Genomic DNA, 24206 nt, shown 5'->3' on the forward strand with positions numbered 1-24206 from the left:
CGCCGTCAGCCCGCGGCTTCCTTCCGCCGCGCCCGGTAAGCGGCCACGTGCAGACGGTTCCCGCACGTGCGGCTGTCGCAGTAGCGCCGGGACCGGTTGCGGGAGAGGTCGACGAAGGCACGCCGGCAGTCGGGGGCCTCGCAGCGCCGCAGCCGCTCGCGCTCCCCGGCGACCACGAAGAACGCCAGGGCCATGCCGCAGTCGGCCGCCAGGTGGTCGGCGAGGGAGGCACCGGGAGCGAAGTAGTGCACGTGCCAGTCGTAGCCGTCGTGGTCGGTGAGCCGGGGCGTGGTGCCGGCGGCGGCGACCAGCTCGTTGATCAGTCCGGCGGCGGTCCGGGTGTCGGGGGCCGCGAAGACCGAGGCGAACCGGCCGCGGACCTCGCGCACCGCCGAGAGGTCGAACTCGGAGAGCGCGCCGACATCGCTGACCTCGTGGTTCCGTACGAACTCGTCGAGAGCGGCGACGTCCGGCAGCCCGTCCGGCGCCGCTTCGTCCTCCGGCGCGGTGTTGACCAGATCCACCACGGTGTCGAGGGCGCACCGGGTGTCGTGGGTGATCAGCACGTTTCGCTCCCTGGCCTGGGGGTCGGGCGGGCGCCCGCCGATGCTGGCCGATGGTAGTGGCTCCCGGCCGTGCCGCACCGGTGCCGTCCGGGGCCCGCGCCCGCGCTTGCCGGTACAACGGCGGCCGGCGGGACACGGTTCCCGCCTGCAGGCGCTCCGGGCCGTCGGTGCCCCCGAACGCGCCCCGGCACTCCCCGGCGGGCGCGGCGGCCCCGCGCGTCACCGCACCGTGCGCGCCCGCCCGCTCACCCTCCGTGCGGGAGTGCACGCAGCGGCGCCGCCCCGCGGTGGTCCGCGGCGACGGCGCCGTGTGTGCCGTATGCGGTTGTCCCGGCCGCCCGAGCCGTCACCCCGAGTCGACGGCGCCGGGCGGCTTCGCGGGGGCCTCGCCCTAGCTTTCGGCCAGGATGTGCGAGAGCTCCTGATCGAGATCGAAGTGCCGGTGTTCCGTGCCGGGGGGCACGGCGGCGTCGGTCCGCTTCAGGAAGGACTCCAGGGCCCGTGCCGGGGCCTCGAGCAGTGCCTCCCCCTCCGGGGAGCTCAGGGCGATGCACACGACGCCCTGACCGTGGCTGCGCGACGGCCAGACGCGGACGTCGCCGGTGCCCGTGGGGCGGTGAAGCCCCTCGGCGAGGAGGTCGCGGGCGAACACCCACTCGACGGTCTCCTCGGCTCCGGTGTGGAAGGTGGCGTGCACGGCGTAGGGGTCGGCCGTGTCGTACCGCAGGCCTGCGGGGACAGGCAGGGAGGACTCGCTCGACACAACGAGGCGCAGGTGCAGCTCGCAGCTGACCGTGGTGTTCATAAGCGCCAGGGCCTTTCGCTCAGTGTGCGCTCGGGGATTCGCACGTCGGCGAAATCGACATGCCACCTACGGTGCCGTTGTAAACCCCTCTGAGTGTTTTGCGTGCCTTTAGGTACCTCGTCCGGCCGAGAGATCGTTGTCGAGATGCGGCCATTTCGGTGACTGGTTAGCCTCGGGTAGGGTCTCCTTGTATGAATACGGGGAGTGACGAGCCGGGCGAGGTTGCCGTGGCATCGGAAAAAACCGGCGAGGCCAGAACGGACGGGACGCACGACGAGCGGGGGCTCGGTTCGCGTGCGCCGGAATACGTCAAGGCGCGCCGCGTACTGCATCTGAGCTGGCAGGTCGGCGTCTTCATCGTCGGCCTCGCGGTCGTCGCGGCCGGCGTGATCATGCTGCCGTTGCCCGGGCCGGGGTGGGTCGTGATCTTCGGTGGCATGGCCATCTGGGCGACCGAGTTCGTGTGGGCCCAGCTGGTGCTCCGCTGGACCAAACGCAAGGTGACCGAAGCGGCACAGCGGGCGCTCGACCCCAAGGTGCGCCGCCGGAACATCATCCTCACGGTGATCGGCCTGGTCGTCATCGCCGCGCTGGTCGGCATCTACGTCTGGAAGTTCGGTTTCGAGATGCCCTGGAAGATCAAGGATCAGTGATCTGCGCGCGGGCGGGCCGGGGTGTCCGGGCGGCGAGGTCCTGATCGCCGGGCAGGTGTGCCCGCCCTGCCGTGGCGGCGGGGAGGATCCGCGGTGCGGGCCGGAGGGCGGCGGTTTTCGCCGGCCTCCGGCCTCTTTGCCGTTCCGGGCCGGTCCAGGTCGCTCCGGGCCGGTCCAGGTCACTTCGGGCCGGTCCAGGTCACTTCGGGCCGGTCCAGGTCACTTCGGGCCAGTCCAAGTCGCTCCAGGTCGTTCCGGGCCGGTCTGAGTCGCTCCGGATCGGCCCAGGTCGCTCCGCTCTCGCCGCGGGTGCGGAAGGCCGCCTTCCCGGCGCCGTTCCGTGCGGGGATCCGCGTTCCGGTCGCGGCCGGCCGGGGCGAGCCCTGTCCGCCCGCTCGCCCGCCCGCGCAGGCGGCCGGCGGGCCGCCGTTCCGCGCAGGTGGGCGGATGGGCCGATGTTCCGGGCGGGCCCGGCGTCCGTCACGGCCCGGGGCGTGTTCCCGCCGTCCGGCGCCGGTCGCCCCCTTCGGGCGCGCTCGCCCTCGTGGCCCGGACCGCACCCCCACGCTGGTCACCAGCACCCCCTGACATGCGGTAATGTTCTTCCTGCGTCCGGGCGATTAGCTCAGTGGGAGAGCGCTTCGTTCACACCGAAGAGGTCACTGGTTCGAACCCAGTATCGCCCACCGGATCACCAAGCGGCCCGGCTCACCGATCGTGAGCCGGGCCGCTTCGTCGTGTGCGGGCGCCCGGCGTGCCCGCTCCGCGCCGCCGGGCCGGCCGCGCGGGCGTTCCGCTTCGGCCGTCTTCACTGAACCGTGACCTTCCGCGGACGGTGCCGCGCGGGGCCCGCCGCTGTTCGGTCCGTCGATCACGCCACGCCGACCTGGGTGTTTCTCTCCGTCCGCGCCGATGTGACCCGGGGCGCCGTCCGGGTGCCCCCCGCCGCCGCGCCCATCAATTCCTGTCCGAATCATTGACGTGCCCGTAGGCCCTCCGTACCTTGTGCCAGCAAGCGCTTACTTGAAACGATTCATGAGGCGGACGCAACGTCGCGGGGAGGCTCGTATGCAGCAGGGCAGGAATGTGGAGAGGCGGACGATCCTCAAAGCGGCGGGGGCCTCGCTGGCCGTCGCGGGGCTGGGGGCGACGGCCACGGCGTGCGGTGGCGGCAGCGGTTCGGGAGACGGAACGGTGACGATCCGTTACTCGTGGTGGGGGGCCGAGGACCGGGCCGAGCGCATCAACAAGACCATCGCGCTCTTCGAGAAGAAGTATCCGAAGATCAAGGTGAAGACCGACTTCCAGCCGTACCTCGATTTCTGGAAGAAGTTCAACACCCAGGCCTCCGGTGGAAATCCGCCGGATGTCTTCCAGAATGCCATCGGATTCCTGCGCAAATACGATGCGAAGAATGTGCTGCTCGATCTGAGCGAGCAGGTGAAGGCCGGCAACCTCTCCATGGACGGGTTCCGGGCGGGCCTGGAGAAGTTCGGCGAGGTCGACGGCAAGCTCCTCGGCGTGCCCGTCGGTTCGAACTCGATGGCCCTCGTCATCGACGAGCCCGTCTACACCCGGGCCGGCGTCACGCCCGAACAGGGCTGGACCTGGGACGACTTCGACAAGGCGATGGCGAGGATACGGGACAGGACGGGGCGCGCCGGGGACAGCGGCATGTACGGCGTCATGTACCTCTACGACCTGTACCTGCGTCAGCACGGCAAGGCGTTCTTCACCGAGGACGGACTCGGCTTCACCGAGGCGGACCTGACCGAGTGGTGGACCAAGGCCGAGAAGGGCGTGAAGTCCGGGCTGTACGCCGACCCGAAGAAGGTCGCCCAGATCAAGCCCAAGGCGGCGCTCTCCGCGGAACTCGCCGGCGGCGAGTTCACCTGGGACAACTTCACCGTCCGCTACACCTCCGAGGGCAAGAGCGAGTACGGCCTCGCGCCCATCCCCACCACGGACGGCAAGAAGACCGGCCAGTACCTCGGCTCCCTGATGCTCAGCGCCTCCAAGCGCACCCGGCACCCCAAGGAAGTCGCCCAGTTCATCCACTTCATGGTCCACGACCCCGAGGTCGCCAAGATCATGGGGTACGACCGCGGCGTGCCCGCGACGCAGGCCCAGTACGACGCGTACCAGCCCACCGACCCGGTCAACAAGGCGATCGCCGCCTACGAGGAGTCGCTCGTGAAGGCCGGTGTCCTGGAGCCCATCACCCCGCATCCGGGCGGCGCCGACATCTGCGAGAGCGCCTTCCTGCGCATCGCCGAGGAGATGGCCCTGGGCAAGCGGTCCGTGGACGAGGCCGTCCAGCAGTTCTTCACCGAGTCGAAGACGGCTCTCGCCGGCTGATGGGAAGCGCCGTGACACACGCCCCTGCGAGGGAGGGCCTGGCCCGGGACCCCGAGCCGCGGCACGGTCCGGTGAAGTCCCCGCACCCCGCCGCCCTCAAGCGGCGGGGCCGCCGGGAGAACCTGGCCGGCTACCTCTTCATGTCCCCCTGGATCGCCGGGTTCCTGCTGCTGACGGCAGGGCCGATGGCCGCCTCGCTCTACTTCGCCTTCACCGACTACAACCTGTTCGACGCCCCCCGGTGGATCGGCCTGGACAACTTCTCCGAGATGTTCGCCGACCCGCGCTGGCGCCACTCGGTCCAGGTCACGCTGTGGTACGTCGTCGTCGGCACCCCCATCAAGCTGCTCGCCGCCCTCGGTGTGGCGCTGCTGCTGGCCCAGAAGCGGCGCGGGCAGGCCTTCTACCGGGCCGCGTTCTACGCGCCGTCGCTGATCGGCGCGAGCGTGTCCGTCGCCATCGTCTGGAAGGCGATCTTCTCGGACGACGCGGTCGTCGACCGCACGCAGCAGCTCTTCGGGATCGACGTGGGCGGCTGGACCGGTGACCCGGACCTGATCATCTACAGCCTGGTGGCGCTCACCGTCTGGCAGTTCGGCGCCCCCATGGTCATCTTCCTGGCCGGGCTCAAGCAGGTGCCGCGCGAGCTGTACGAGGCGGCCGACGTCGACGGGGCGGGCAAGCTGCGGCAGTTCTGGAACATCACCCTGCCGATGATCTCCCCGGTCCTCTTCTTCAACGTCCTGCTGGAGACCATCCACTCCTTCCAGATCTTCAGCTCCGCCTACATCGTCGGCGGCGGCGCCGGAGGCAACGCCTGCGGACCCGCGGACGGCTCCATGGTCTACACCTGTTACCTGTACGTCCAGGGCTTCGAGAACAGCCGGATGGGCCTGGCCTCGGCCATGGCGTGGATGCTGCTGCTCGCGGTCGCCCTGGTCACCGCGGTGCTGTTCTGGTCCCAGAAGCGCTGGGTGCACTACGAGGAGGGCGGCCGATGAGCGCACAGGCCACCGACGTCACACCGGCCCGGACCCCGAAGGCGGCGGCGCTGCGGCGCCGGCTGCCGGGCTCGCTCGCCTGGCACCTCGGGTCGCTGGCGCTCCTCGCGGTGATCCTCTACCCGCTCGTCTGGGTCGTCGGCGGCTCCTTCAAGAAGAGCGAGGACATCGTCGGCAGCCTGGACCTCTTCCCGGGCGACCCGATCACGAGCAACTACACGCGCCTGACCGAGGGCATCGCCGACGTCCCGATCAGCACGTTCTTCCTGAACTCGCTGCTGCTCTCCGTGGGTTCGGTCATCGGCATCCTGGTGTCCTGCTCGCTGACGGCCTACGCCTTCGCGAAGATCAGGTTCGCCGGGCGGAACCTGCTGTTCACGCTGATGATCGGCACGCTCCTGCTGCCGTACCACGTGCTGCTGATCCCGCAGTACGTGCTGTTCCGCAACATGGACATGATCAACACGTACACGCCGCTGCTGCTGGGCAAGTACCTCGCCACGGAAGCGTTCTTCGTCTTCCTGATGGTGCAGTTCATGCGCAACCTGCCGAAGGAGCTGGACGAGGCGGCCCGCCTCGACGGCTGCGGGCACTTCCGCATCTACTGGTCGATCGTGCTCCCGCTGGCCCGCCCCGCCCTGATCACCAGCGCGATCTTCACCTTCATCAACGCCTGGAACGACTTCATGGGCCCGCTGATCTACCTCAACGAGCCCGACAAGTACACGGTCTCGCTGGGCCTGAAGATGTTCGTCGACCAGGAGGCCGTGGCCGACTACGGCGGCATGATCGCGATGTCGCTGGTCGCCCTGCTGCCCGTCCTCGCCTTCTTCCTGGCCTTCCAGCGCTATCTGATCGACGGCATGGCGACGTCCGGTCTGAAGGGCTGAGGTGGGTTCCGTCATGAGTCAGGCGCGTGCGAAAGCCCGTACCGGACCGGGGGAGTCACGGCCGGCGGAACGGTTCGCCCTGTTCGCCGAGTGCCTGCTCACCGGCGTGTGGATCGCGGTGGCCTCGCTGCCGCTGGTCACCTACCCCGCCGCGTTCGCGGCCGGCGCGCGGCACCTGCGGCGCCTGCTCGCCCACGAGCGCGGCACCTGGCGCGAGTTCGCGGCCGACTTCCGCTCCGCGCTGCGCGGCGGGTGGCTCGCCGGGCTCGCCGGCTGGGCCGCCCTCGCCGCGGTGTGGGCGGACGTCCAGGCCGTACGGGCCGGTCTGCCGGGCGGGCCGCTCGTGGGCGCCGTCGGCGTGTCCGCCCTGATCGGCGCCGTCGTGGCCGGGCTGCGCGCGGCGGCCCTGTGGCGGCCCGGCGCCTCCTGGCGGTCGCTGCTGGCGCGGGCCGGCCGCCACACCGTCCTCGACCCCGCCGGGTCCTTCCTGATCGTCGGCGGGCTGGCCGTGGTGGTGTGCTCCGCGTGGTTCAGCGCGCCGCTGGCGGTGCCCGTCCTCGGGGCCGTCGCGGCGGCGGCCGTCGCCGTGGAGGAGCGGTACCGGCACCGCTGAGCGTCCCTCCGCCGGGCCGGCGTCTTCCGGGCGCCGCGCCTTTCTCTGTCATGCCCCTGACCATCCGAGCCGTACGTCACTCTCCCCGCACGGAAAGGAAAGGCCATGTCCCCCATCCCCCGTGGCATCCCCCGCAGATCCCTCTTCAAGGCCGCCGCGGTCGCCGGAGCCGCCGCCCAGTTCAGCTGGGCGCTGGGCGCCGAGGACGCGCAGGCCGCGCCCGGAGCCGACGCGGCCGGCGCCGCCCCCGTCGTCCTGGACTGGCTGGAGGACGGCGGCCTGGGCGCCGCCCCCGGCTCCACCGTCGGCGTCCCCTGGCCGAAGGGCACCTACCGGGAGGACCAGACGTTCGCGGTGACGGACGCCGACGGCAGGGCCGTACCCGTGCAGTCCTGGCCGCTCGCCTACTGGCCCGACGGCTCCCTGAAGTGGACCGCGCACGCGGTCGCCTCGGGCGACGGCAAGCTCACCCTCACGGCCGGGACGCCCGCCGCGCCCGAGAAGAAGGTCACCGTCGACCGGCGCGGCGGCACCATCGACATCTCGACCGGCGTCATCACCGCGCGGATCGGCACCTCCGGCGCCACCCTCGTCAAATCCGTCACCCGCGGCTCCACCGAGATCGCCAGGAACGGCCGGCTCGTGCTGCTGCGCCAGCCCGAGATCGAGGACGGCGACCAGGGCACGGTCAAGACCGAACGCTTCGACGGCGCCATATCCGAGGTCACCGTCGAACAGGAAGGCCCGGTCCGCGCCGTCGTCCGCATCGACGGCAAGCACCGCAAGGGCGACCGCGGCTGGCTGCCGTTCTCCCTGCGCCTGTACTTCTACGCGGGCGCCGACTCCTTCCGCATGGTCCACACCATCACCTACGACGGCACCCAGGAACCGGGCAAGGCGAGCGGCGACTTCATCCGCGGCCTCGGCGTCCGCTTCACCGTCCCGATGCGCGACGAGAGCTACGACCGGCACATCCGCATCGGCGGCGAGGGCACCGGCCTGCTCCGCGAGGCCGTCAAGGGCATCACGGGCCTGCGGCGCGACCCCGGCGCGGCCGTCCAGACGGCCCAGTACGAGGGCAAGAAGCTGCCCGACCCCGCCACCTGGGACCAGCGCGTCACCACCCGCCTCCAGTACATCCCCGAATGGGGCGACTACACACTCTCCCAGCTCTCCGCCGACGGCTTCACCGTGCGCAAGCGCACCAAGAAGGGCCACGGCTGGATCGGCGCCGGCGGCGGACGGCGCGCCTCCGGCTTCGGGTACGTCGGCGGGGTGAGCGGCGGCCTCTCCTTCGGGCTGCGCGACTTCTGGGAGAAGTTCCCCGCCCAGCTCGACATCCGCGGCGCCCACACCGACGAGGCCGAGGTCACCCTCTGGCTCTGGTCGCCCGAGGCGCAGCCCATGGACCTGCGCTTCTACCACGACGGGCTGGGCCAGGACACCTACGCCGAACAGCTCGAGGGCCTCAACATCACCTACGAGGACTACGAGCCCGGCTTCGGCACCCCCTACGGCATCGCCCGCACCTCCGAGCTGCTGTTCTGGGCCAACGCCGCCACCCCGGACGCCGAGGAGCTCGCCCGGCAGATCGAGGCCGTCCGCGTACTGCCCCAGCTCGCCGCCCCGCCGAAGCAGCTCATCGAGGCGGGCGTCTTCGGCAAGGGCCTGTACGCCGAGCCCGACCGCTCCACCCCGGCCAAGGCGAAGATCGAGGACCACCTGGACTTCCTCTTCACCTACTACAAGGACCAGGTGGAGATGCGCCGCTGGTACGGCTTCTGGGACTACGGCGACATCATGCACACCTACGACACCGCCCGGCACCAGTGGCGCTACGACGTCGGCGGCTACGCCTGGGACAACTCCGAGCTCTCCCCGGACCTGTGGCTCTGGTACGCCTACCTGCGCTCCGGCCGCGCCGACCTCTTCCGCTTCGCCGAGGCCATGACCCGCCACACCGGCGAGGTCGACGTCTACCACCTCGGCACGTGGGCCGGCCTCGGCACCCGCCACGGCGTCCAGCACTACGCCGACAGCGCCAAGCAGCAGCGCATCGCCAACACCACCTACCGGCGCTACTACTACTTCCTCACCGCCGACGAACGCGTCGGCGACCTCATGCACGCCAACGTCGACTCCGACGAGACGTTCCTCGTGCTCGACCCCCAGCGCAAGGTCCGCCCCGACCCCGGCTACACGCCGGACCCGCACGCGCTGTCCATCGGCTTCGGCACCGACTGGAGCGGCCTGGTGTCGGCCTGGCTCACCGAGTGGGAGCGCAGGGGACCGAAGTGGGAGAAGGCACGCGCGCGCGTGCTGTCCACCATGGAGACCATCGCCGCCCAGCCCAACGGGTTCGTCCAGGGCAGCGGCCTGTACGACCTGGACACCGGGAAGTTCGCCGTCGCGGACAAGCCGGCCGTCTCCGTCTCCCACCTGTCGGCCGTCTTCGGCCTCAACGAGCTGTGCGCCGAACTCATCGACCTGGTCGACATGCCGAAGTTCAAGGAGGCCTACCTCGACTACTGCCGCTACTACAACGCCACCAAGGCCGAGCAGGCGGCGCGCTACGGCAGCAACTTCGGCTCCCTGATCCTCTTCCAAGGCCACTCGCGCCTCGACGCCTACGCGGCCGTCCAGACCGGCGACGAGAAGCTGGCCAGGCGCGCCTGGGACAAGTTCTACAACTCCGACGGCTACAAGGAGTCCGCGCCCTGGCGGACGGAGAAGCTCAGCGGCCCGGCCACCCTGGTGCCGGGCAGCGAGGCGCCCTGGGTGTCCACCAACGACACCGCCCTCTACGGCCTCGCCGCCATCGAGAACCTGGCGCTCCTCGGGGACAGGATGCCGTAACGGCGGATGCCGCGGCGGCACGGAACGGGCCCGCGCGGGAACACGGGACCCATGGACTGGAACCACTACCGCTTCCGCAGTCTGTGGGCCCTGCCCGCGCCCGCCCCGGCCGTCTACCGGGCCCTGGAACGGGTCGAGGACTACCCCCGCTGGTGGCACCAGGTGCGCCAGGTCACCCGGCTCGGCGCCGCCGGCGGGCTCGTCCGCATCCGGTCCCTGCTGCCGTACGACCTGACCACGACCCTGCGCGAGCGGCGGCGCGACCCGGCGGCCGGGGTCCTGGAGGTCGCCCTGTCCGGCGACGTCGAGGGCTGGGCGCGCTGGACGGTGATCCCGCGGGGGACCGGCACGCTCGCCCGCTACGAGCAGGTCGTCGAGGTGCGCAAGCCGCTGCTGCGGCGGCTGGCGGTCCCGGGCCGCCCGGTCTTCCGCGCCAACCACGCGCTGATGATGCGGTCCGGGCGGCGCGGACTGGCGGCGCATCTGGCGACGGTTTGAAGGAAGCGCGCCGGGACCTGTATTGTTCAGTGCGTTCCCGGGCGATTAGCTCAGCGGGAGAGCGCTTCGTTCACACCGAAGAGGTCACTGGTTCGATCCCAGTATCGCCCACCGGGAAAGCCGGTCCGTCCCCGACGGACCGGCTTCTTCGCGTTCACCGGCCGTTCGGCCTCCTGCCCACGGCCGCGCTCACGCCGCCGCCGACAGGTCCGGCCGCAGCGGCCAGGCCGGGTCCACCGGTTCCTCCGTGCCGTTCATCGCGAACCACGCCTGCAGGCCGCGCGCCTGTGCCGCGTGCCACACCGCCTGCAGGGTGTGCAGCTCGGCGGGGGACAGGCGCTCCAGCCGGGAGGCGAAGCGGCGCCCCACCGCCCGCACGACCTCCAGCGCGGCCTGCGCGTCCGCCGCCGCGTCGTGCGCGCCCTCCAGCGGGACGCCGTAGTGCGCGCACAGATCGGTGAGCGTGCGGCGGCCCTTGCGGTAGCGGTCCAGGTGCTTGTCGAGGACCCGCGGGTCCAGGACGTGCAGCGGCGTCCGCTCGAACCAGCGGCTCAGCGGCGAGGCGCGGTGCCGGCGCAACTCCCGGTCCAGCAGCGTCAGATCGAACGGCGCGTTCATCACCACCAGCGGGCGGCCCGCCCCCGCCTGCTCGGCCAGCGTCTGCGCTATCTCGTACATCACCGGCGACGGCCAGCGGCCGTTGCGCTGCAGATGCTCCTCCGTCAGCCCGTGCACCGCCGTCGCCGCCTCCGGCACCGGCACGCCCGGGTTCACCAGCCACCGCGTCACCCGCGGCCGGATGCCCGGGGCGTCCTGGACGACGACGGCGGCCGACACGATCCGGTCCGTCTCGACGTCCACGCCCGTGGTCTCGGTGTCGAACGCGGCCAGGGGCCCCTCATACCAGCTCGCCATACCTGCACAACCCCTCGTTCACCTCTGGCAGTCGACGCCCCGTCCGCTGCCCGCTCCGGTGATACCCGGGCTGTTTGCGCCCTACGCCGGAAGGACACAACAGGAGTACGGGTTCCCGCAGTTCAGGGAACCGCGGCGCGTCCTCGCGCGTACTCACCTGTTGCGGAAGGCTGTTGGTCATGGCCATAGCGCAGCCCGAACGGGGCGGGCTGCTGCCCGAGCGCACGGCACTCACACGCGGCACCCTCGCCACCACCGCCTGCATGGAGACCCTGCAGGTCGGCTACCTGCACGCCGTCGCCGCGGCGGCCGGCTGCTCGCTCTCCCAGCCCTTCCCGGACAACGGCATCGACTGGCACGTCAGCCACAGCGCACCCGGGCACGAGATCGACGACGAGGTCACCATCAAGGTCCAGCTCAAGGCGACGTACCAGGTGGCGCCGGACCCGCCGGGCCCCTCCTTCTCCTTCACGCTCGACAACGAGCACCTGACCAAGCTCGCCCGCACCCCGGTGTCGGTGCACAAGATCCTCGTCGTGATGCTCGTACCGCGCTCGCGGGACGACTGGCTGCGCGCGAGCCACGACCGGCTCGACCTCAGGCACTGCTGCTACTGGACCAACCTCGCCGGACACCCGGTCACGGGCCGGCGGCGCACCACCGTGCGGATACCGACCTCACGCATCTTCGACGACCGGGCGCTGTGCGAGATCATGACGCGGGTCGGGACGGGAGGGAAACCGTGACGCACCGACCGCTGGAGGAGCCCGTACGGCCCGTCCGGCCGCACCCCGCCGACACCGCCTGGGACGGCCCCGAGCCCCGGCCCGGCGACGTCGACCCGGCCGTCCTCGCCGCCCTGCTGCACCGGCACGGCTGGCAGCGGCGCGGCGGCGCCGCCGGACGCTACGGCCGCTGGACCCCGCCCGGGCCGGGCGGCCGGGGCACCAGCCTGCTGGTGCCCGTCAGCCGCGCCTTCCCCGACAGCGACGACCTGCTCGGCGAGGCGCTGCACGCCCTGTCCCGCAGCGGCACACCCGGCGCGCGCGAGATCCTCCTCGCCCTGGCCCGGCCCAGCGACGAGGTCCGCTGGTGGCGGGAGGTGCCGACCGGACCCGGCGACGCCGCGCCCTGGAGCGTGGAGGAGCAGCTGCGCACCGCCGCGCGCCGGATGCTGCTCGCCGCGGCGCTCGCCACGCGCGCGCGGGCCGGCTACCACGGCGCCCGGCACCGCCGCGCCGCCGCCGCGCTGGCGGAGGACGTCCTGGTGGGGCACGCCCCCGGGGGCCGCCGCCTGACGGCGTTCGTGCCCGTCACCCCCGGCCGCCCCCTCGCCGTACGCCTCCACCAGGCGCTGTACGCCGCCCGCGAGGCCATCGACTACGAGCGGGCCACCGGCGGCATGGACGCCTTCGACGGGGCCGTCGAGGCGGGGGTGAGCCACGAGCTCACCGAGGCCCTCGTCGCCCTGGTCCAGGGAACCGAGGGCGCCCGCGTCGCCGTCGCCTGGGCACCGGCCGCCGGGGTCCCCGAGGGCTGCGCGCCCGGCGCCGAGCCCGTCGAGTTCTCGCCCGGCGACCTGCCCGTGCTGCGCGAGGCCGGGGCCCGCTACCTGCGGGCGGAACCGTCCGTGCCGGTGCGGATCACCGGCACGGTGGTACGGATGCGCCGGTCGGGGCCGGGCGGCGCGGGCACCGTACGGCTGCGGGTGCTCGCCGGCGCCGAGATCCCGCACGTACGGATGACGCTCGACGAGGAGGCGTACCGGATCGCCGGGCACGCGCACCTGGTGGGCCTGCCGGTGCGGGTGCACGGACGGCTGGAGAGCCGGGGCGGCTTCCGCCGGCTCACCGGGGCGAGCGGAGTGGTGCCGGTCCAGGTCGACGACGCCGAGCGGGACCGGCTGATGAAGGCGCTCCAGGAGAACCAGGAGAGCCTGGCCTTCTTCGAGGAGGCGTGCGAGGAGGAGGCCTGCGAGGAGGACCGGGGGGACTGATTTCGCCCAGGGGGGTCCGGGGTCGGTACGATCGCATGCGTGCGTGCGCTCCGGTATGGCGCCGCGAACCCACCTTCAGTCAGGAGAGACCGGTGTCAGACGTCCGTGTGATCATCCAACGCGATTCCGAGCGGGAAGAACGCGTGGTGACGACGGGCACTACGGCCGCCGAGCTCTTCGCCGGCGAGCGCTCGATCGTGGCCGCGCGCGTGGGCGGCGAGCTGAAGGACCTCTCCTACGAGGTCCGGGACGGCGAGACCGTCGAGGGCGTCGAGATCTCCTCCGAGGACGGTCTGAACATCCTGCGCCACTCCACCGCGCACGTCATGGCGCAGGCCGTGCAGGAGCTCTTCCCCGAGGCCAAGCTCGGCATCGGCCCGCCCATCAAGGACGGCTTCTACTACGACTTCGACGTCAAGGAGCCCTTCACCCCCGAGGACCTCAAGCGCATCGAGAAGAAGATGCAGGAGATCCAGAAGCGGGGCCAGCGCTTCTCCCGCCGCGTCACCACCGACGAGGCCGCCCGCGAGGAGCTGGCGGACGAGCCGTACAAGCTGGAGCTGATCGGCCTCAAGGGCAACGCCGCGCAGGCCGCCGACGGCGCCGACGCCGAGGTCGGTGCCGGTGAGCTGACGATCTACGACAACCTGGACGCCAAGACCGGCGAGCTGTGCTGGAAGGACCTGTGCCGCGGTCCGCACCTGCCGACCACCCGCGTCATCCCCGCCTTCAAGCTGATGCGCTCGGCCGCCGCCTACTGGCGCGGCAGCGAGAAGAACCCGCAGCTCCAGCGCATCTACGGCACCGCCTGGCCGTCCAAGGACGACCTGAAGGCGTACCTGGACTTCCTCGCCGAGGCCGAGAAGCGCGACCACCGCAAGCTCGGCGCCGAGCTGGATCTGTTCTCCTTCCCCGACGAGCTGGGCCCCGGCCTCGCGGTCTTCCACCCCAAGGGCGGGGTGATCCGCAAGGTCATGGAGGACTACTCGCGCCGTCGGCACGAGGTCTCCGGCTACGAGTTCGTGAACACCCCGCACATCTCGAAGGAGCACCTCTTCGAGATCTCCGGGCACCTGCCGCACTACGCGGAGGGCATGTTCCCGCCCATCCAGTTCGACGAGCAGAACTACCGCCTCAAGGCGATGAACTGCCCGATGCACAACCTGATCTTCAAGTCGCGCGGGCGTTCCTACCGTGAACTGCCGCTGCGCCTCTTCGAGTTCGGGACCGTGTACCGGTACGAGAAGTCGGGTGTCGTGCACGGCCTGACCCGCTCGCGCGGCTTCACCCAGGACGACTCGCACATCTACTGCACCAAGGAGCAGATGCCCGAGGAGCTGGACACGCTCCTCACCTTCGTCCTCGACCTGCTGCGCGACTACGGCCTGACCGAGTTCGAGCTGGAGCTGTCCACCCGCGACGACTCCGACAAGTTCATCGGCTCCGACGAGGACTGGGCGGAGGCCACCGAGGCGCTGCGCCAGGCCGCCGAGAAGCAGAACCTGCCGCTGGTCCCGGACCCGGGCGGCGCCGCCTACTACGGTCCGAAGATCTCCGTGCAGGCCAAGGACGCCATCGGCCGCTCCTGGCAGATGTCGACCATCCAGGTCGACTTCAACCAGCCCAAGCGGTTCAACCTGGAGTACACCGCCGCCGACGGCTCCCGGCAGCAGCCGGTCATGATCCACCGGGCGCTGTTCGGCTCCATCGAGCGGTTCTTCGGTGTGCTGCTGGAGCACTACGCGGGCGCCTTCCCGGCGTGGCTGGCGCCGGTCCAGGCGGTCGGCATCCCGATCGGGGACGCGCATGTCGAGTACCTGGAGAAGTGGGCCGCCGCCGCGAAGGAGAAGGGCCTGCGGGTCGAGGTCGACTCGTCCTCCGACCGGATGCAGAAGAAGATCAGGACGGCTCAGAAGCAGAAAATCCCGTTCATGATCATCGTGGGTGACGACGACATGAAGGCGGGTACGGTGTCGTTCCGCTACCGCGACGGTTCGCAGAAGAACGGCATTCCCCGTGACGAAGCGATCGCCGAGATCGTTGACGTGGTGGAGCGCCGCGTACAGGTGTGATGTGCTCCCCGCCGACGCGGGGGTGGTCCGAAGATCCGCAATGCCCACAGGCACAAGGTGCCGTGCTCCCCGCCGCTGCGGGGCAAGGCCCCCGAGAGTCACCTCGGGGGCCTTGCTCTGTCCCTCACCCGGACGCCATATGCTGCATGGCATGACGAGTGAGCCGGAGCAGCAGTTGGGAGTGGGGACGCAGGACGCGTTCCAGCGCCTGTGGACGCCCCACCGGATGGCCTACATCCAGGGGGAGAACAAGCCGAGCGGCCCCGGCGCCGACGACGGATGCCCTTTCTGCTCGATCCCGGCCAAGTCCGACGAGGACGGGCTGATCGTCAAGCGCGGCGAGCAGGTCTACGCGGTGCTCAACCTGTATCCGTACAACGGCGGACACCTGATGACCGTGCCCTACCGGCACGTCGCCGACTACACCGACCTGACCGCCGCGGAGACCGCCGAGCTCGCGGAGCTGACCAAGCAGGCGATGACGGCCCTGCGCACCGCTTCCGGCGCGCACGGCTTCAACATCGGCATGAACCAGGGCTCGGTGGCCGGCGCCGGTATCGCCGCCCATCTGCACCAGCACGTCGTCCCCCGCTGGGGCGGCGACACGAACTTCATGCCGGTCGTCGGTCACACGAAGGTGCTGCCGCAGCTGCTGGGGGACACCCGCACGATGCTGGCGCAGGCCTGGCCCTCCTGAACGGGCGGACGGTGCCCCCGCCGGTGATCACCGGCGGGGGCACCCTCCGTCCGTGATCGCCGGCGGAGACGCCGGGCTCACGCGTCGTACACGTCGGCCTTGCGCGGCGTCGGGTCCTGCACCGCCGTGCTGAGGGACGCCGACCGCGCCCCGAACTTCTCCGTGTCCACGCCGTTCTCCCGCAGCACCTTGATCGCCGCGGCGTGCACCACGCGCAGCACCGGCGTCGCGGCGCGCAGCGCGTCGTCGGCCATGAAGCGGTGCCGCCAGGGCTGGTCCGCCCAGGCGTGCCGCAGGCCGAACGGCTCGGGCAGGGCTATGGTGCCGCCGAGCCAGTTCAGCAGCGGGGGATACCAGGTGAGCGGGGCGCGCACGGCGAGCCGCACCACCTCGTTCGTGGGGACCAGGGGAAGCTTGACGGTACGGGTCTCCCAGGGCTTGAACGACTTGGTGACCTCCTTCGTCGGCGCCTCCGGCTTGGTGGTGAACAGCGAGTTCACCGGGCCCAGGGCGTGGCCGGTGACCTCGATGCGCAGCGTGGCGTGCAGCACGGTCACCGTGATCATCATGGTGATGACCAGCTGCCCGTCCCACAGGGTCCACTGCACGCCCAGGTAGTGCCGGTCACCGGCGCCGAACTGCTGCTTGTTGCAGATCTCCTGGATGGCGTGCGGCTTGACCTGGTACGCCTCGACGTCCGTGCCCTCCGGACGGGACACCGCCGACGCGTTCTCGCCGACCGGCGTCACGATCCAGTGCCGTATGGACGGGGCGGGGAAGCCGCCGGTGTTCAGCGGGCCGCGCTCCAGCATGCGCAGCTGGTCGTGGATGGACCGGATGACGTCCCAGCTGCGGAAGGGGTGGATCTCCCGGGTGGGGTCGGCCGGGACGAGCTCCTCGGCGAGCTGCCAGCTGCCCCAGCGCGTGCCCATGCCGAGTATGCCCTTGGGGCCGGCGTAGAAGACCGAGTTGGACTGCTGCTCGGCGCTCAGCTTGGCCAGGGACTGGCGCAGCTGCTCGGCCGAGGTCTCGCCGGGATTGCTGGGCACCGCCTCGGGGACCTTGGCGCCGACGCTGCTGCCGGACAGCAGGCCGTCCCAGCGCGCCCGCAGGTCCCTCGCCGTGCGTTCGCAGATCCACTTGGCCCAGAACCAGCCGACGACGGGCATGACGACCGCCGCGCGCCCGTACCAGCCCCAGAAGCCCGAGAAGGGCATGCGGAGCAGGAAGAGCACGGCGAGGGCGCCGACCGCGACGAGCAGGGCGGTGCCCAGGGCGCCGGCCCGCTTGTTGTCCGACTTGGACACGGTGGTGCGGATCTGGAACACCAGCAGCCACACCAGCAGCCCGGGCAGGAACAGCAGGCCGCACACCGCCATGACGGCGGTCAGCCGGTTGTCGCGTTCCCTGCGGATGCGGTTGGCGGCCAGGCAGTGCTCGACGACCACCTGCGGTTCGACGCCGAAGGACTGGATGAGGGGCTTGCGGCCGCCGCTCAGCATGCGGTCCGCGACCGCGCGGGAGAAGGCCTCACCGAGATTGGGACGGAAGATCGTGGCCCACTTGCGCCCCGGTTTGACGGCCGATTGGTGCCACTCGTTGTTCGCCTTGAGTATCTCCTCCACCGGGCTGTCCCGGTAGGCCGCCGACGCGAGGGCGAAGGTGGCCGCCTGCCCCTCGCCGCCCGTGCGCGGCACCTGAGGCCCGAAGAACTCCGCGTAACCGCTCTCAACGGTCATTCCCGCCCCCGATCGCCGCCATCTGTCGCTCTGCGGCCTTCCCGACTTCCTTGCTCCGCACACCTGTTGATCAGGTCATCAGGGTATCGGCAGTCACCGTCGCGCACCGGGGGACGGCCCAAGGCGCCCCTTTACGCGCGGGGCGCCTCCGGCGCGCGACGGCGGACGCGGTGGTCTGGTGGCGCCGGGGGCCGGGGGCCGGGGGCCGGGGTTCCGGGGCGCCGGTCCGGCGACGCCACGCCGGGCCGGCGGTGCCCCGCGGGTGCCGGGCCGGCGGTGCCCCGCGGGTGCCGGGCCGGCGGTGCCCCGCGGGTGCCGGGCCGGCGCACCTCGCTCGGTGCGCCGCCGGGCCCCGCCGCACAGGTCGAAGATCGCGCTAAGAGCCGCCGCGCGCCTCCCCGCGCACCCGTTCCGCGACCTGCGGCGGCATCGGTTCGTGCCGGGCGTAGCGCCGGATGAAGCGGGCGGTGCCGTGGGAGAGGGAGCGCAGATCGACGGCGTACCGGCCGATCTCGATCTCGGGGACCTCGGCCCGTACGAGGGTGCGCCCGCCCGCCACCTGTTCGGTGCCCAGCACCCGGCCGCGCCGCCCGGACAGGTCGCTCATGACGGCGCCCACGTAGTCGTCGCCGACCAGCACGCCCACCTCGGCCACGGGCTCCAGCAGATGGATCTTCGCGCCGGCCGCCGCCTCGCGCAGCGCCAGCGCCCCGGCCGTCTGGAAGGCGGCGTCGGAGGAGTCCACCGAGTGGGCCTTGCCGTCGAGCAGGGTCACGCGCACGTCGACGAGCGGGTGGCCCGCGGCGACGCCCTTGGCGGCCTGCGCCCGCACGCCCTTCTCGACGGACGGGATGAACTGGCGCGGCACCGCCCCGCCGACCACCTTGTCGACGAACTCGATGCCCGAGCCGCCCGGCAGCGGTTCCACCTCGATCTCGCAGATCGCGAACTGCCCGTGCCCGCCGGACTGCTTGACGTGCCGGCCGCGTCCGGCGGACCTGCCGGCGAACGTCTCCCGCAGGGACACCTTGTGCGGGACGACGTCGACCTGGACGCCGTACCGGGTGCGCAGCCGTTCCAGCGCGACGTCCGCGTGGGCCTCGCCCAGGCACCACAGCACGACCTGGTGGGTGTCCTGGTTCTGCTCCAGCCGCATCGTCGGGTCCTCGGCCACCAGGCGGGCCAGCCCCTGGGAGAGCTTGTCCTCGTCGGGTTTGCTGTGTGCCTGGATGGCCACCGGCAGCAGCGGGTCGGGCATCTCCCACGGCTCCATGAGCAGCGGCTCGTCCTTGGCCGACAGCGTGTCGCCGGTCTCCGCGCGGCTCAGCTTCGCGACGCAGGCAAGGTCGCCTGCGACGACGTGCGGCACCGGGTGCTGCTGCTTGCCGAACGGCATGGACAGCGCGCCGATCCGCTCGTCGACGTCGTGGTCCTCGTGGCCGCGGTCGGCCAGGCCGTGCCCGGAGACGTGGACCGTCTGGTCGGCGCGGAGCGTGCCGGAGAAGACGCGGATCAGGGACAGGCGGCCGACGTACGGGTCGGAGGAGGTCTTCACGACCTCGGCGACCAGCGTCTCGCCGGGGTCGCACGGCTTCAGCTCGCGCGGCCTGCCGTCCGGGGTGGTCACGCGGGGTGCCTCGCGCTCCAGCGGCGTCGGGAAGCCGCCGGTGATCAGCTCCAGCAGTTCCACCGTGCCGAGCCCCTGCCGGGCGCCCTCGGCGGCGGGGGCGGCGGCCAGGACGGGGAAGAACGCCCCGCGCGCGACGGCCCGCTCCAGGTCCCGGACCAGCGTCTCGAGGTCGACCTGCTCGCCGCCCAGGTACCGGTCCATGAGGGTCTCGTCCTCGCTCTCGGCGATGATCCCCTCGATCAGCCGGTTGCGGGCCTCCTCGATCAGCGGCAGCTGGTCCTCGCCCGGTTCGGACTCCTTGCGCTCCCCGGTCGAGTAGTCGAACAGCTTCTGCGTCAGCAGCCCGATCAGGCCCGTCACGGGCGCGTGCCCGTCGGGTCCCTGCGGGCCGCGCAGCGGCAGGTACAGCGGCAGGACGGCGTCGGGGTCGTCCGCGCCGAACGCCTCCGCGCAGATGCGGGTCATCTCCTCGAAATCCGCCCGCGCGGCCTCCAGGTGGGTGACGACGATCGCCCGGGGCATGCCGACGGCCGCGCACTCGTCCCACACCATGCGGGTCGGGCCGTCCACGCCGTCCGCGGCCGAGACGACGAACAGGGCCGCGTCCGCCGCGCGCAGACCGGCCCTGAGCTCCCCGACGAAGTCGGCGTACCCGGGGGTGTCGAGAATGTTGATCTTGATGCCGTCCCAGGCGACGGGCACCAGGGAGAGCTGCACCGAGCGGTGCTGGCGGTGCTCGATCTCGTCGTGGTCGGAGACGGTGCCGCCGTCCTCCACGCGGCCCGCCCGGTTCACCGCTCCCGCCGTGAGCGCGAGAGCCTCCACCAGGGTCGTCTTGCCCGCTCCGGAGTGGCCGACCAGCACCACGTTCCGTACGGACGCGGGGTGGTCGGCCGCCACTGCCCTGCCGGCGGCTCCGGGGTGGGTGTGCGCCTTGTCGCCCATAACCTTGCCTCCCGTGCACGGTGAGGTCGCTGGGGCGCGGACACGCGAGGGCCGCGTGCAGGGCGGCTCCGGCGACGCCCGCGGTTCTTCGAGCTTTCCACTCCCGTCACGCCCCGTCCATACGAACGACCCGGACCGGTCGCCCACCGGTGCCGTACCGGGGGTGCGGGTGCCCGGCCGTCGCCCACGCGCGCGCGTGGCTACGATGGGCCAGCCGGTGGCCAGCAAGGGCCACGCGGCCACACCGACCGTCGGGAAGGCCATGCTGAACAAGTACGCGCGTGCATTTTTCACGCGTGTCCTCACACCGTTCGCCGCGTTTCTCATCCGCCGGGGCGTGAGCCCGGACACGGTCACGCTCATCGGCACCGCCGGTGTGGTCGCGGGCGCGCTGGTCTTCTACCCCCGGGGCGAGTTCTTCTGGGGCACGGTCGTGATCACGCTCTTCGTCTTCTCCGACCTCGTCGACGGCAACATGGCGCGCCAGCTCGGCCGCTCCAGCCGCTGGGGCGCCTTCCTGGACTCCACGCTCGACCGGGTCGCCGACGGCGCGATCTTCGGCGGCTTCGCGCTCTGGTACGCCGGGGGCGGCGACGACGACGTGCTGTGCGCGGTGTCGATCTTCTGCCTGGCCAGCGGGCAGGTGGTGTCGTACACCAAGGCGCGCGGCGAGTCGATCGGCCTGCCGGTCGCCGTCAACGGGCTCGTGGAGCGTGCCGAGCGCCTGGTGATCTCGCTGGTCGCGGCGGGGCTCGCGGGTCTGCACGCGTTCGGCGTGCCGGGCATCCAGTACCTGCTGCCCGTCGCCCTGTGGATCGTCGCCGCCGGCAGCCTCGTCACGCTGGTCCAGCGGGTCGTCACGGTCCGCCGCGAGTCCGCCGAGGCGGAGGCCGCGGCCGCCGCGCAGCAGGAGAACCAGGGCAGCGAGGCGGCGAAGTGAAACCTCAGGAGCGGCTGACGGACGCGCTGTACGGCCTCGGCTGGAGCACGGTCAAGAAGCTCCCCGAGCCGGTCGCCGCGCGCCTGGGCCGCACCATCGCCGACCTCGCCTGGAAGCAGCGCGGCACGGGCGTGAGACGGCTGGAGAGCAACTACGCGCGCGTGGTGCCCGGCGCGAGCCCCGAGCAGCTCGCCGCGCTCTCGCGCGCGGGCATGCGCTCGTACCTGCGCTACTGGATGGAGTCCTTCCGGCTGCCCGTCTGGAGCGCCGAGCGCATCAAGGCGGGCTTCGCGCCGAAGGACGTGCACCACCTCACCGACGCCCTGGCCGAGGGGCGGGGCGTCGTCCTCGCCCTGCCGCACCTGGCCAACTGGGACCTCGCCGGAGCCTGGGTCACCACCGAGCTGGGCATCCCCTTCACCACCGTCGCCGAGCGGCTGAAGCCGGAGACGCTGTACGACCGGTTCGTCGCCTACCGCGAGGGCCTCGGCATGGAGGTCCTGCCGCACACCGGCGGCACCGCCTTCGGCGCGCTGGCCCGGCGGCTGCGCGGCGGCGGCCTGGTCTGCCTGGTGGCCGACCGCGACCTGTCCGCCTCCGGCGTGGAGGTGGAGTTCTTCGGCGAGACGGCCCGGATGCCCGCGGGGCCCGCGCTGCTCGCCCAGCAGACCGGGGCGGCGCTGCTCCCGGTCACCCTCTGGTACGACGACTCGCCCGTCATGCGGGGCCGCGTCCATCCGCCGGTCGAGGTGCCCGGATCGGGTACGCGGCGGGAGAAGACGTCCGTCATGACACAGGCGCTGGCCGACGCCTTCGCCACGGGGATCGCCGGGCATCCGCAGGACTGGCACATGCTGCAGCGCCTGTGGCTCGCGGACCTCGATCCCGCCGGGGCACCGGGGAAGGGCGCGTCGTGAGGATCGGCATCGTCTGCCCGTACTCCTGGGACGTGCCCGGAGGCGTCCAGTTCCACATCCGCGACCTCGCCGAGTACTTCATCCGCCTCGGCCACGAGGTCTCCGTCCTCGCCCCCGCCGACGACGACACCCCGCTGCCGCCGTACGTGGTCTCGGCCGGGCGCGCGGTGCCGGTGCCGTACAACGGCTCGGTGGCCCGGCTGAACTTCGGCTTCCTGTCGGCGGCCCGGGTGCGGCGCTGGCTGCACGACGGCGCCTTCGACGTCATCCACATCCACGAGCCGACCTCGCCGTCGCTGGGCCTGCTGACCTGCTGGGCCGCGCAGGGCCCGATCGTGGCGACCTTCCACACCTCCAACCCGCGCTCCCGCGCGATGATCGCCGCCTACGCGATCCTCCAGGCGGCGCTGGAGAAGATCAGCGCCCGCATCGCCGTGAGCGAGTACGCCCGCCGCACCCTCGTCGAGCACCTCGGCGGCGACGCGGTGGTGATCCCCAACGGCGTCGACGTCGACTTCTTCGCCAAGGCCGAGCCCAAGCCCGAGTGGCAGGGCGACACGATCGGCTTCATAGGCCGCATCGACGAGCCCCGCAAGGGCCTGCCCGTGCTGATGCGGGCCCTGCCGAAGATCCTCGCCGCCCGCCCGCAGACCCGGCTGCTGGTCGCCGGACGCGGGGACGAGGAGGAGGCCGTGGCAAGCCTGCCGAAGGAGCTGCGCCCGCGCGTGGAGTTCCTCGGCATGATCAGCGACGAGGACAAGGCCCGCCTGCTGCGCAGCATCGACCTGTACGTGGCCCCCAACACCGGCGGCGAGAGCTTCGGGATCATCCTGGTGGAGGCCATGTCCGCGGGCGCTCCCGTCCTCGCCTCCGACCTGGACGCCTTCGCCCAGGTCCTGGACCGGGGAGCGGCGGGCGAGCTGTTCCCCAACGAGGACGCCGACGCGCTGGCCGAGGCGGCCCTGCGGCTGCTGGAGGACCCGGTGCGGCGGGCCGAGCTGCGCGCGCGGGGCAGCGCCCACGTCCGGCGGTTCGACTGGTCGACCGTCGGCGCGGACATCCTGTCCGTGTACGAGACGGTGACGGCCGGCGCGGCGGCGGTGGCGACGGACGACCGGGCGACGGGGCTGCGGGCGCGGTTCGGCCTGGCGCGGGAGTGAGCCGAGGGGCCGTTCCGGCGGGACCGAGGTTTCCGGGTCGTCCGGCACCCGAGGACGGGGCCGTCGGGGCCGAAGCCGGGTCCGGGGGCGGCAATCCCCGGTGCCGGTCGTCTTGAGGGGCCTGGGTTCGTTTGGTGCCGGTCGTCCCGGGGGTTCTGGGCTCGTCCGGCGACGGTCGTCCCGAGGGGCCCGGGCTCGTCCCGCGACGGCCGCACCAGGGCCCCGCCGCCCCGGCGGAGCGCCCCGGTAGCCTTGCCGCCCGTGACCGCAACCCTGATCTGGACCTTCGTCGTCCTCGTCGCGATCGGCCTGTACCTGAGCTGGACGGCGGGCCGGCTGGACCGGCTGCACGCCCGGATCGACGCCGCCCGCGCCGCCCTCGACGCGCAGCTGCTGCGCCGGGCCTCCGTGGCCCAGGAGCTGGCCACCTCCGGGGTGCTCGACCCCGCCGCCTCGATCGTCCTGTACGAGGCCGCGCACGCGGCACGGCAGGCCGAGGAGGAGCAGCGGGAGGTCGCCGAGAGCGAGCTCAGCCAGGCCCTGCGGGCCGTGTTCGCCGACCTCCCGCAGGTGGAGGGCCTGCGCGAGGCGCCCGGGGGAGAGGAGGCGGCCCGCGAGCTGGCCGAGGCGGTACGGCGCGTGCCGATGGCGCGGCGCTTCCACAACGACGCCGTGGGGGCCGCCCGCAGGCTGCGCGAGCACCGCAAGGTGCGCTGGTTCCGGCTGGCCGGACACGCTCCCTTCCCGCTGGCCTTCGAGATGGACGACGAACCGCCGGCGGCCCTGGTGGACCGGGTGGCCTGATCACTTTCCACGGACGAGGCGTTCGCAGCCGCGGCTCCCGCAGGCACGGCTTTCCGCGGGGGCGACGCAAAAGGAGCCACCGGCTTCGCATTGGCCCTTGCTGTGGCCTGGTCCCCTCGCGTTTCCTCGGTGGTGCAGAAACCCTCTTCAC

20 protein-coding genes and 2 tRNA genes are annotated in these 24206 nt (G+C 72.0%); 17 read left to right on the forward strand and 5 right to left on the reverse strand.

Annotated elements, in window-relative coordinates; genetic code table 11:
• Positions 1 to 5 precede the first annotated feature (5 nt).
• Positions 6 to 566, reverse strand: a complete 561-nt coding sequence (locus ABZ340_RS09205) for a CGNR zinc finger domain-containing protein (protein ID WP_358781114.1) — start codon at positions 564 to 566, stop codon at positions 6 to 8.
• Positions 567 to 957: 391 nt separating this feature from the next.
• On the reverse strand, positions 958 to 1371 hold the full coding sequence (locus ABZ340_RS09210) for an SsgA family sporulation/cell division regulator (RefSeq protein WP_004002642.1): 414 nt from the start codon (positions 1369 to 1371) through the stop codon (positions 958 to 960).
• Between the two features lie 191 nt (positions 1372 to 1562).
• Between ABZ340_RS09210 and ABZ340_RS09215 the strand changes: the two genes are divergently transcribed.
• The 9 genes from ABZ340_RS09215 (at position 1563) to ABZ340_RS09255 (ending at position 10351) form a co-directional block, all read left to right on the forward strand.
• Positions 1563 to 2024, forward strand: coding sequence for a TIGR02611 family protein (locus ABZ340_RS09215; RefSeq protein ID WP_358781115.1), 462 nt, complete (start codon positions 1563 to 1565; stop codon positions 2022 to 2024).
• A 614-nt stretch (positions 2025 to 2638) separates the two neighbouring features.
• Positions 2639 to 2710: transfer RNA gene (locus ABZ340_RS09220), tRNA-Val, on the forward strand.
• 382 nt (positions 2711 to 3092) lie between these two features.
• Complete coding sequence (locus ABZ340_RS09225) at positions 3093 to 4382, forward strand: extracellular solute-binding protein (protein WP_358781116.1); 1290 nt, start codon at positions 3093 to 3095, stop codon at positions 4380 to 4382.
• On the forward strand, positions 4382 to 5383 hold the full coding sequence (locus ABZ340_RS09230) for a sugar ABC transporter permease (RefSeq protein ID WP_358781117.1): 1002 nt from the start codon (positions 4382 to 4384) through the stop codon (positions 5381 to 5383). Before ABZ340_RS09225 ends, ABZ340_RS09230 begins: the two co-directional genes overlap by 1 nt.
• A complete protein-coding gene (locus ABZ340_RS09235; protein WP_358781118.1) occupies positions 5380 to 6273 on the forward strand; it encodes a carbohydrate ABC transporter permease in 894 nt (297 codons plus the stop codon). The genes ABZ340_RS09230 and ABZ340_RS09235 overlap by 4 nt, the downstream gene beginning before the upstream one ends.
• 13 nt (positions 6274 to 6286) lie before the next feature.
• The gene (locus tag ABZ340_RS09240) at positions 6287 to 6886 is read left to right on the forward strand and encodes a hypothetical protein (RefSeq protein ID WP_358781119.1); all 600 of its coding nucleotides are present in this window, start codon (positions 6287 to 6289) and stop codon (positions 6884 to 6886) included.
• A gap of 105 nt (positions 6887 to 6991) precedes the next feature.
• Positions 6992 to 9742: a Tat pathway signal sequence domain protein gene (locus ABZ340_RS09245; protein WP_358781120.1), complete on the forward strand. Its 2751-nt coding sequence runs from the start codon at positions 6992 to 6994 to the stop codon at positions 9740 to 9742.
• Between the two features lie 51 nt (positions 9743 to 9793).
• Positions 9794 to 10240, forward strand: coding sequence for an SRPBCC family protein (locus tag ABZ340_RS09250; RefSeq protein ID WP_358781121.1), 447 nt, complete (start codon positions 9794 to 9796; stop codon positions 10238 to 10240).
• Between the two features lie 39 nt (positions 10241 to 10279).
• Positions 10280 to 10351 (forward strand) — tRNA-Val (locus ABZ340_RS09255).
• A 78-nt stretch (positions 10352 to 10429) separates the two neighbouring features.
• Here the strand turns inward: ABZ340_RS09255 and ABZ340_RS09260 are convergent.
• The gene (locus tag ABZ340_RS09260; RefSeq protein ID WP_358781122.1) at positions 10430 to 11155 is read right to left on the reverse strand and encodes a 3'-5' exonuclease; all 726 of its coding nucleotides are present in this window, start codon (positions 11153 to 11155) and stop codon (positions 10430 to 10432) included.
• Between the two features lie 179 nt (positions 11156 to 11334).
• On the opposite strand from ABZ340_RS09260, the gene ABZ340_RS09265 reads away from it, so the two are divergent.
• The 4 genes from ABZ340_RS09265 (at position 11335) to ABZ340_RS09280 (ending at position 15920) form a co-directional block, all read left to right on the forward strand.
• Entirely contained in the window at positions 11335 to 11901 is a 567-nt protein-coding gene (locus tag ABZ340_RS09265; protein WP_358781123.1) for a DUF4365 domain-containing protein, read from the forward strand.
• Positions 11898 to 13151 (forward strand): hypothetical protein, encoded by a 1254-nt coding sequence (locus tag ABZ340_RS09270; protein ID WP_358781124.1) that lies wholly within the window; start codon positions 11898 to 11900, stop codon positions 13149 to 13151. The genes ABZ340_RS09265 and ABZ340_RS09270 overlap by 4 nt, the downstream gene beginning before the upstream one ends.
• Positions 13152 to 13243: 92 nt before the next feature.
• Positions 13244 to 15223 carry a threonine--tRNA ligase gene (thrS, locus tag ABZ340_RS09275; RefSeq protein WP_358781125.1) on the forward strand — a complete coding sequence of 660 codons (1980 nt, stop codon included), beginning with the start codon at positions 13244 to 13246 and terminating at the stop codon, positions 15221 to 15223.
• Between the two features lie 139 nt (positions 15224 to 15362).
• On the forward strand, positions 15363 to 15920 hold the full coding sequence (locus ABZ340_RS09280; protein ID WP_358781126.1) for an HIT domain-containing protein: 558 nt from the start codon (positions 15363 to 15365) through the stop codon (positions 15918 to 15920).
• 77 nt (positions 15921 to 15997) lie between these two features.
• Here ABZ340_RS09280 and ABZ340_RS09285 read toward each other — a convergent pair whose 3' ends face one another.
• Entirely contained in the window at positions 15998 to 17659 is a 1662-nt protein-coding gene (locus ABZ340_RS09285) for a hypothetical protein (protein ID WP_358781127.1), read from the reverse strand.
• A gap of 376 nt (positions 17660 to 18035) precedes the next feature.
• Entirely contained in the window at positions 18036 to 20234 is a 2199-nt protein-coding gene (locus tag ABZ340_RS09290) for an elongation factor G-like protein EF-G2 (RefSeq protein ID WP_358781128.1), read from the reverse strand.
• Positions 20235 to 20439: 205 nt separating this feature from the next.
• Here ABZ340_RS09290 and pgsA point away from each other — a divergent pair, with 205 nt between their 5' ends.
• The 4 genes from pgsA to ABZ340_RS09310 all read left to right on the forward strand — a co-directional run bounded on the left by pgsA (position 20440) and on the right by ABZ340_RS09310 (position 24055).
• Positions 20440 to 21174 (forward strand): phosphatidylinositol phosphate synthase, encoded by a 735-nt coding sequence (gene pgsA / locus ABZ340_RS09295; RefSeq protein ID WP_358781167.1) that lies wholly within the window; start codon positions 20440 to 20442, stop codon positions 21172 to 21174.
• Positions 21171 to 22091, forward strand: a complete 921-nt coding sequence (locus ABZ340_RS09300) for a phosphatidylinositol mannoside acyltransferase (RefSeq protein ID WP_358781129.1) — start codon at positions 21171 to 21173, stop codon at positions 22089 to 22091. The genes pgsA and ABZ340_RS09300 overlap by 4 nt, the downstream gene beginning before the upstream one ends.
• Entirely contained in the window at positions 22088 to 23251 is a 1164-nt protein-coding gene (locus ABZ340_RS09305) for a glycosyltransferase family 4 protein (RefSeq protein WP_358781130.1), read from the forward strand. Before ABZ340_RS09300 ends, ABZ340_RS09305 begins: the two co-directional genes overlap by 4 nt.
• Before the next feature lie 261 nt (positions 23252 to 23512).
• Positions 23513 to 24055 (forward strand): hypothetical protein, encoded by a 543-nt coding sequence (locus ABZ340_RS09310; protein WP_358781131.1) that lies wholly within the window; start codon positions 23513 to 23515, stop codon positions 24053 to 24055.
• Positions 24056 to 24206: the final 151 nt, after the last annotated feature.

Source organism: Streptomyces sp. NPDC006134 (assembly GCF_040628835.1).
Lineage (GTDB): Bacteria > Actinomycetota > Actinomycetes > Streptomycetales > Streptomycetaceae > Streptomyces.

Coding starts and splice junctions, on each gene's coding strand:
- ABZ340_RS09210 (WP_004002642.1), bottom strand. CDS start 1,371: ATGAACACCACGGTCAGCTGCGAGCTGCACCTGCGCCTCGTTGTGTCG.
- ABZ340_RS09215 (WP_358781115.1), top strand. CDS start 1,563: ATGAATACGGGGAGTGACGAGCCGGGCGAGGTTGCCGTGGCATCGGAA.
- ABZ340_RS09225 (WP_358781116.1), top strand. CDS start 3,093: ATGCAGCAGGGCAGGAATGTGGAGAGGCGGACGATCCTCAAAGCGGCG.
- ABZ340_RS09230 (WP_358781117.1), top strand. CDS start 4,382: ATGGGAAGCGCCGTGACACACGCCCCTGCGAGGGAGGGCCTGGCCCGG.
- ABZ340_RS09235 (WP_358781118.1), top strand. CDS start 5,380: ATGAGCGCACAGGCCACCGACGTCACACCGGCCCGGACCCCGAAGGCG.
- ABZ340_RS09240 (WP_358781119.1), top strand. CDS start 6,287: ATGAGTCAGGCGCGTGCGAAAGCCCGTACCGGACCGGGGGAGTCACGG.
- ABZ340_RS09245 (WP_358781120.1), top strand. CDS start 6,992: ATGTCCCCCATCCCCCGTGGCATCCCCCGCAGATCCCTCTTCAAGGCC.
- ABZ340_RS09250 (WP_358781121.1), top strand. CDS start 9,794: ATGGACTGGAACCACTACCGCTTCCGCAGTCTGTGGGCCCTGCCCGCG.
- ABZ340_RS09260 (WP_358781122.1), bottom strand. CDS start 11,155: ATGGCGAGCTGGTATGAGGGGCCCCTGGCCGCGTTCGACACCGAGACC.
- ABZ340_RS09265 (WP_358781123.1), top strand. CDS start 11,335: ATGGCCATAGCGCAGCCCGAACGGGGCGGGCTGCTGCCCGAGCGCACG.
- ABZ340_RS09280 (WP_358781126.1), top strand. CDS start 15,363: ATGCTGCATGGCATGACGAGTGAGCCGGAGCAGCAGTTGGGAGTGGGG.
- ABZ340_RS09285 (WP_358781127.1), bottom strand. CDS start 17,659: ATGACCGTTGAGAGCGGTTACGCGGAGTTCTTCGGGCCTCAGGTGCCG.
- ABZ340_RS09290 (WP_358781128.1), bottom strand. CDS start 20,234: ATGGGCGACAAGGCGCACACCCACCCCGGAGCCGCCGGCAGGGCAGTG.
- pgsA (WP_358781167.1), top strand. CDS start 20,440: ATGGGCCAGCCGGTGGCCAGCAAGGGCCACGCGGCCACACCGACCGTC.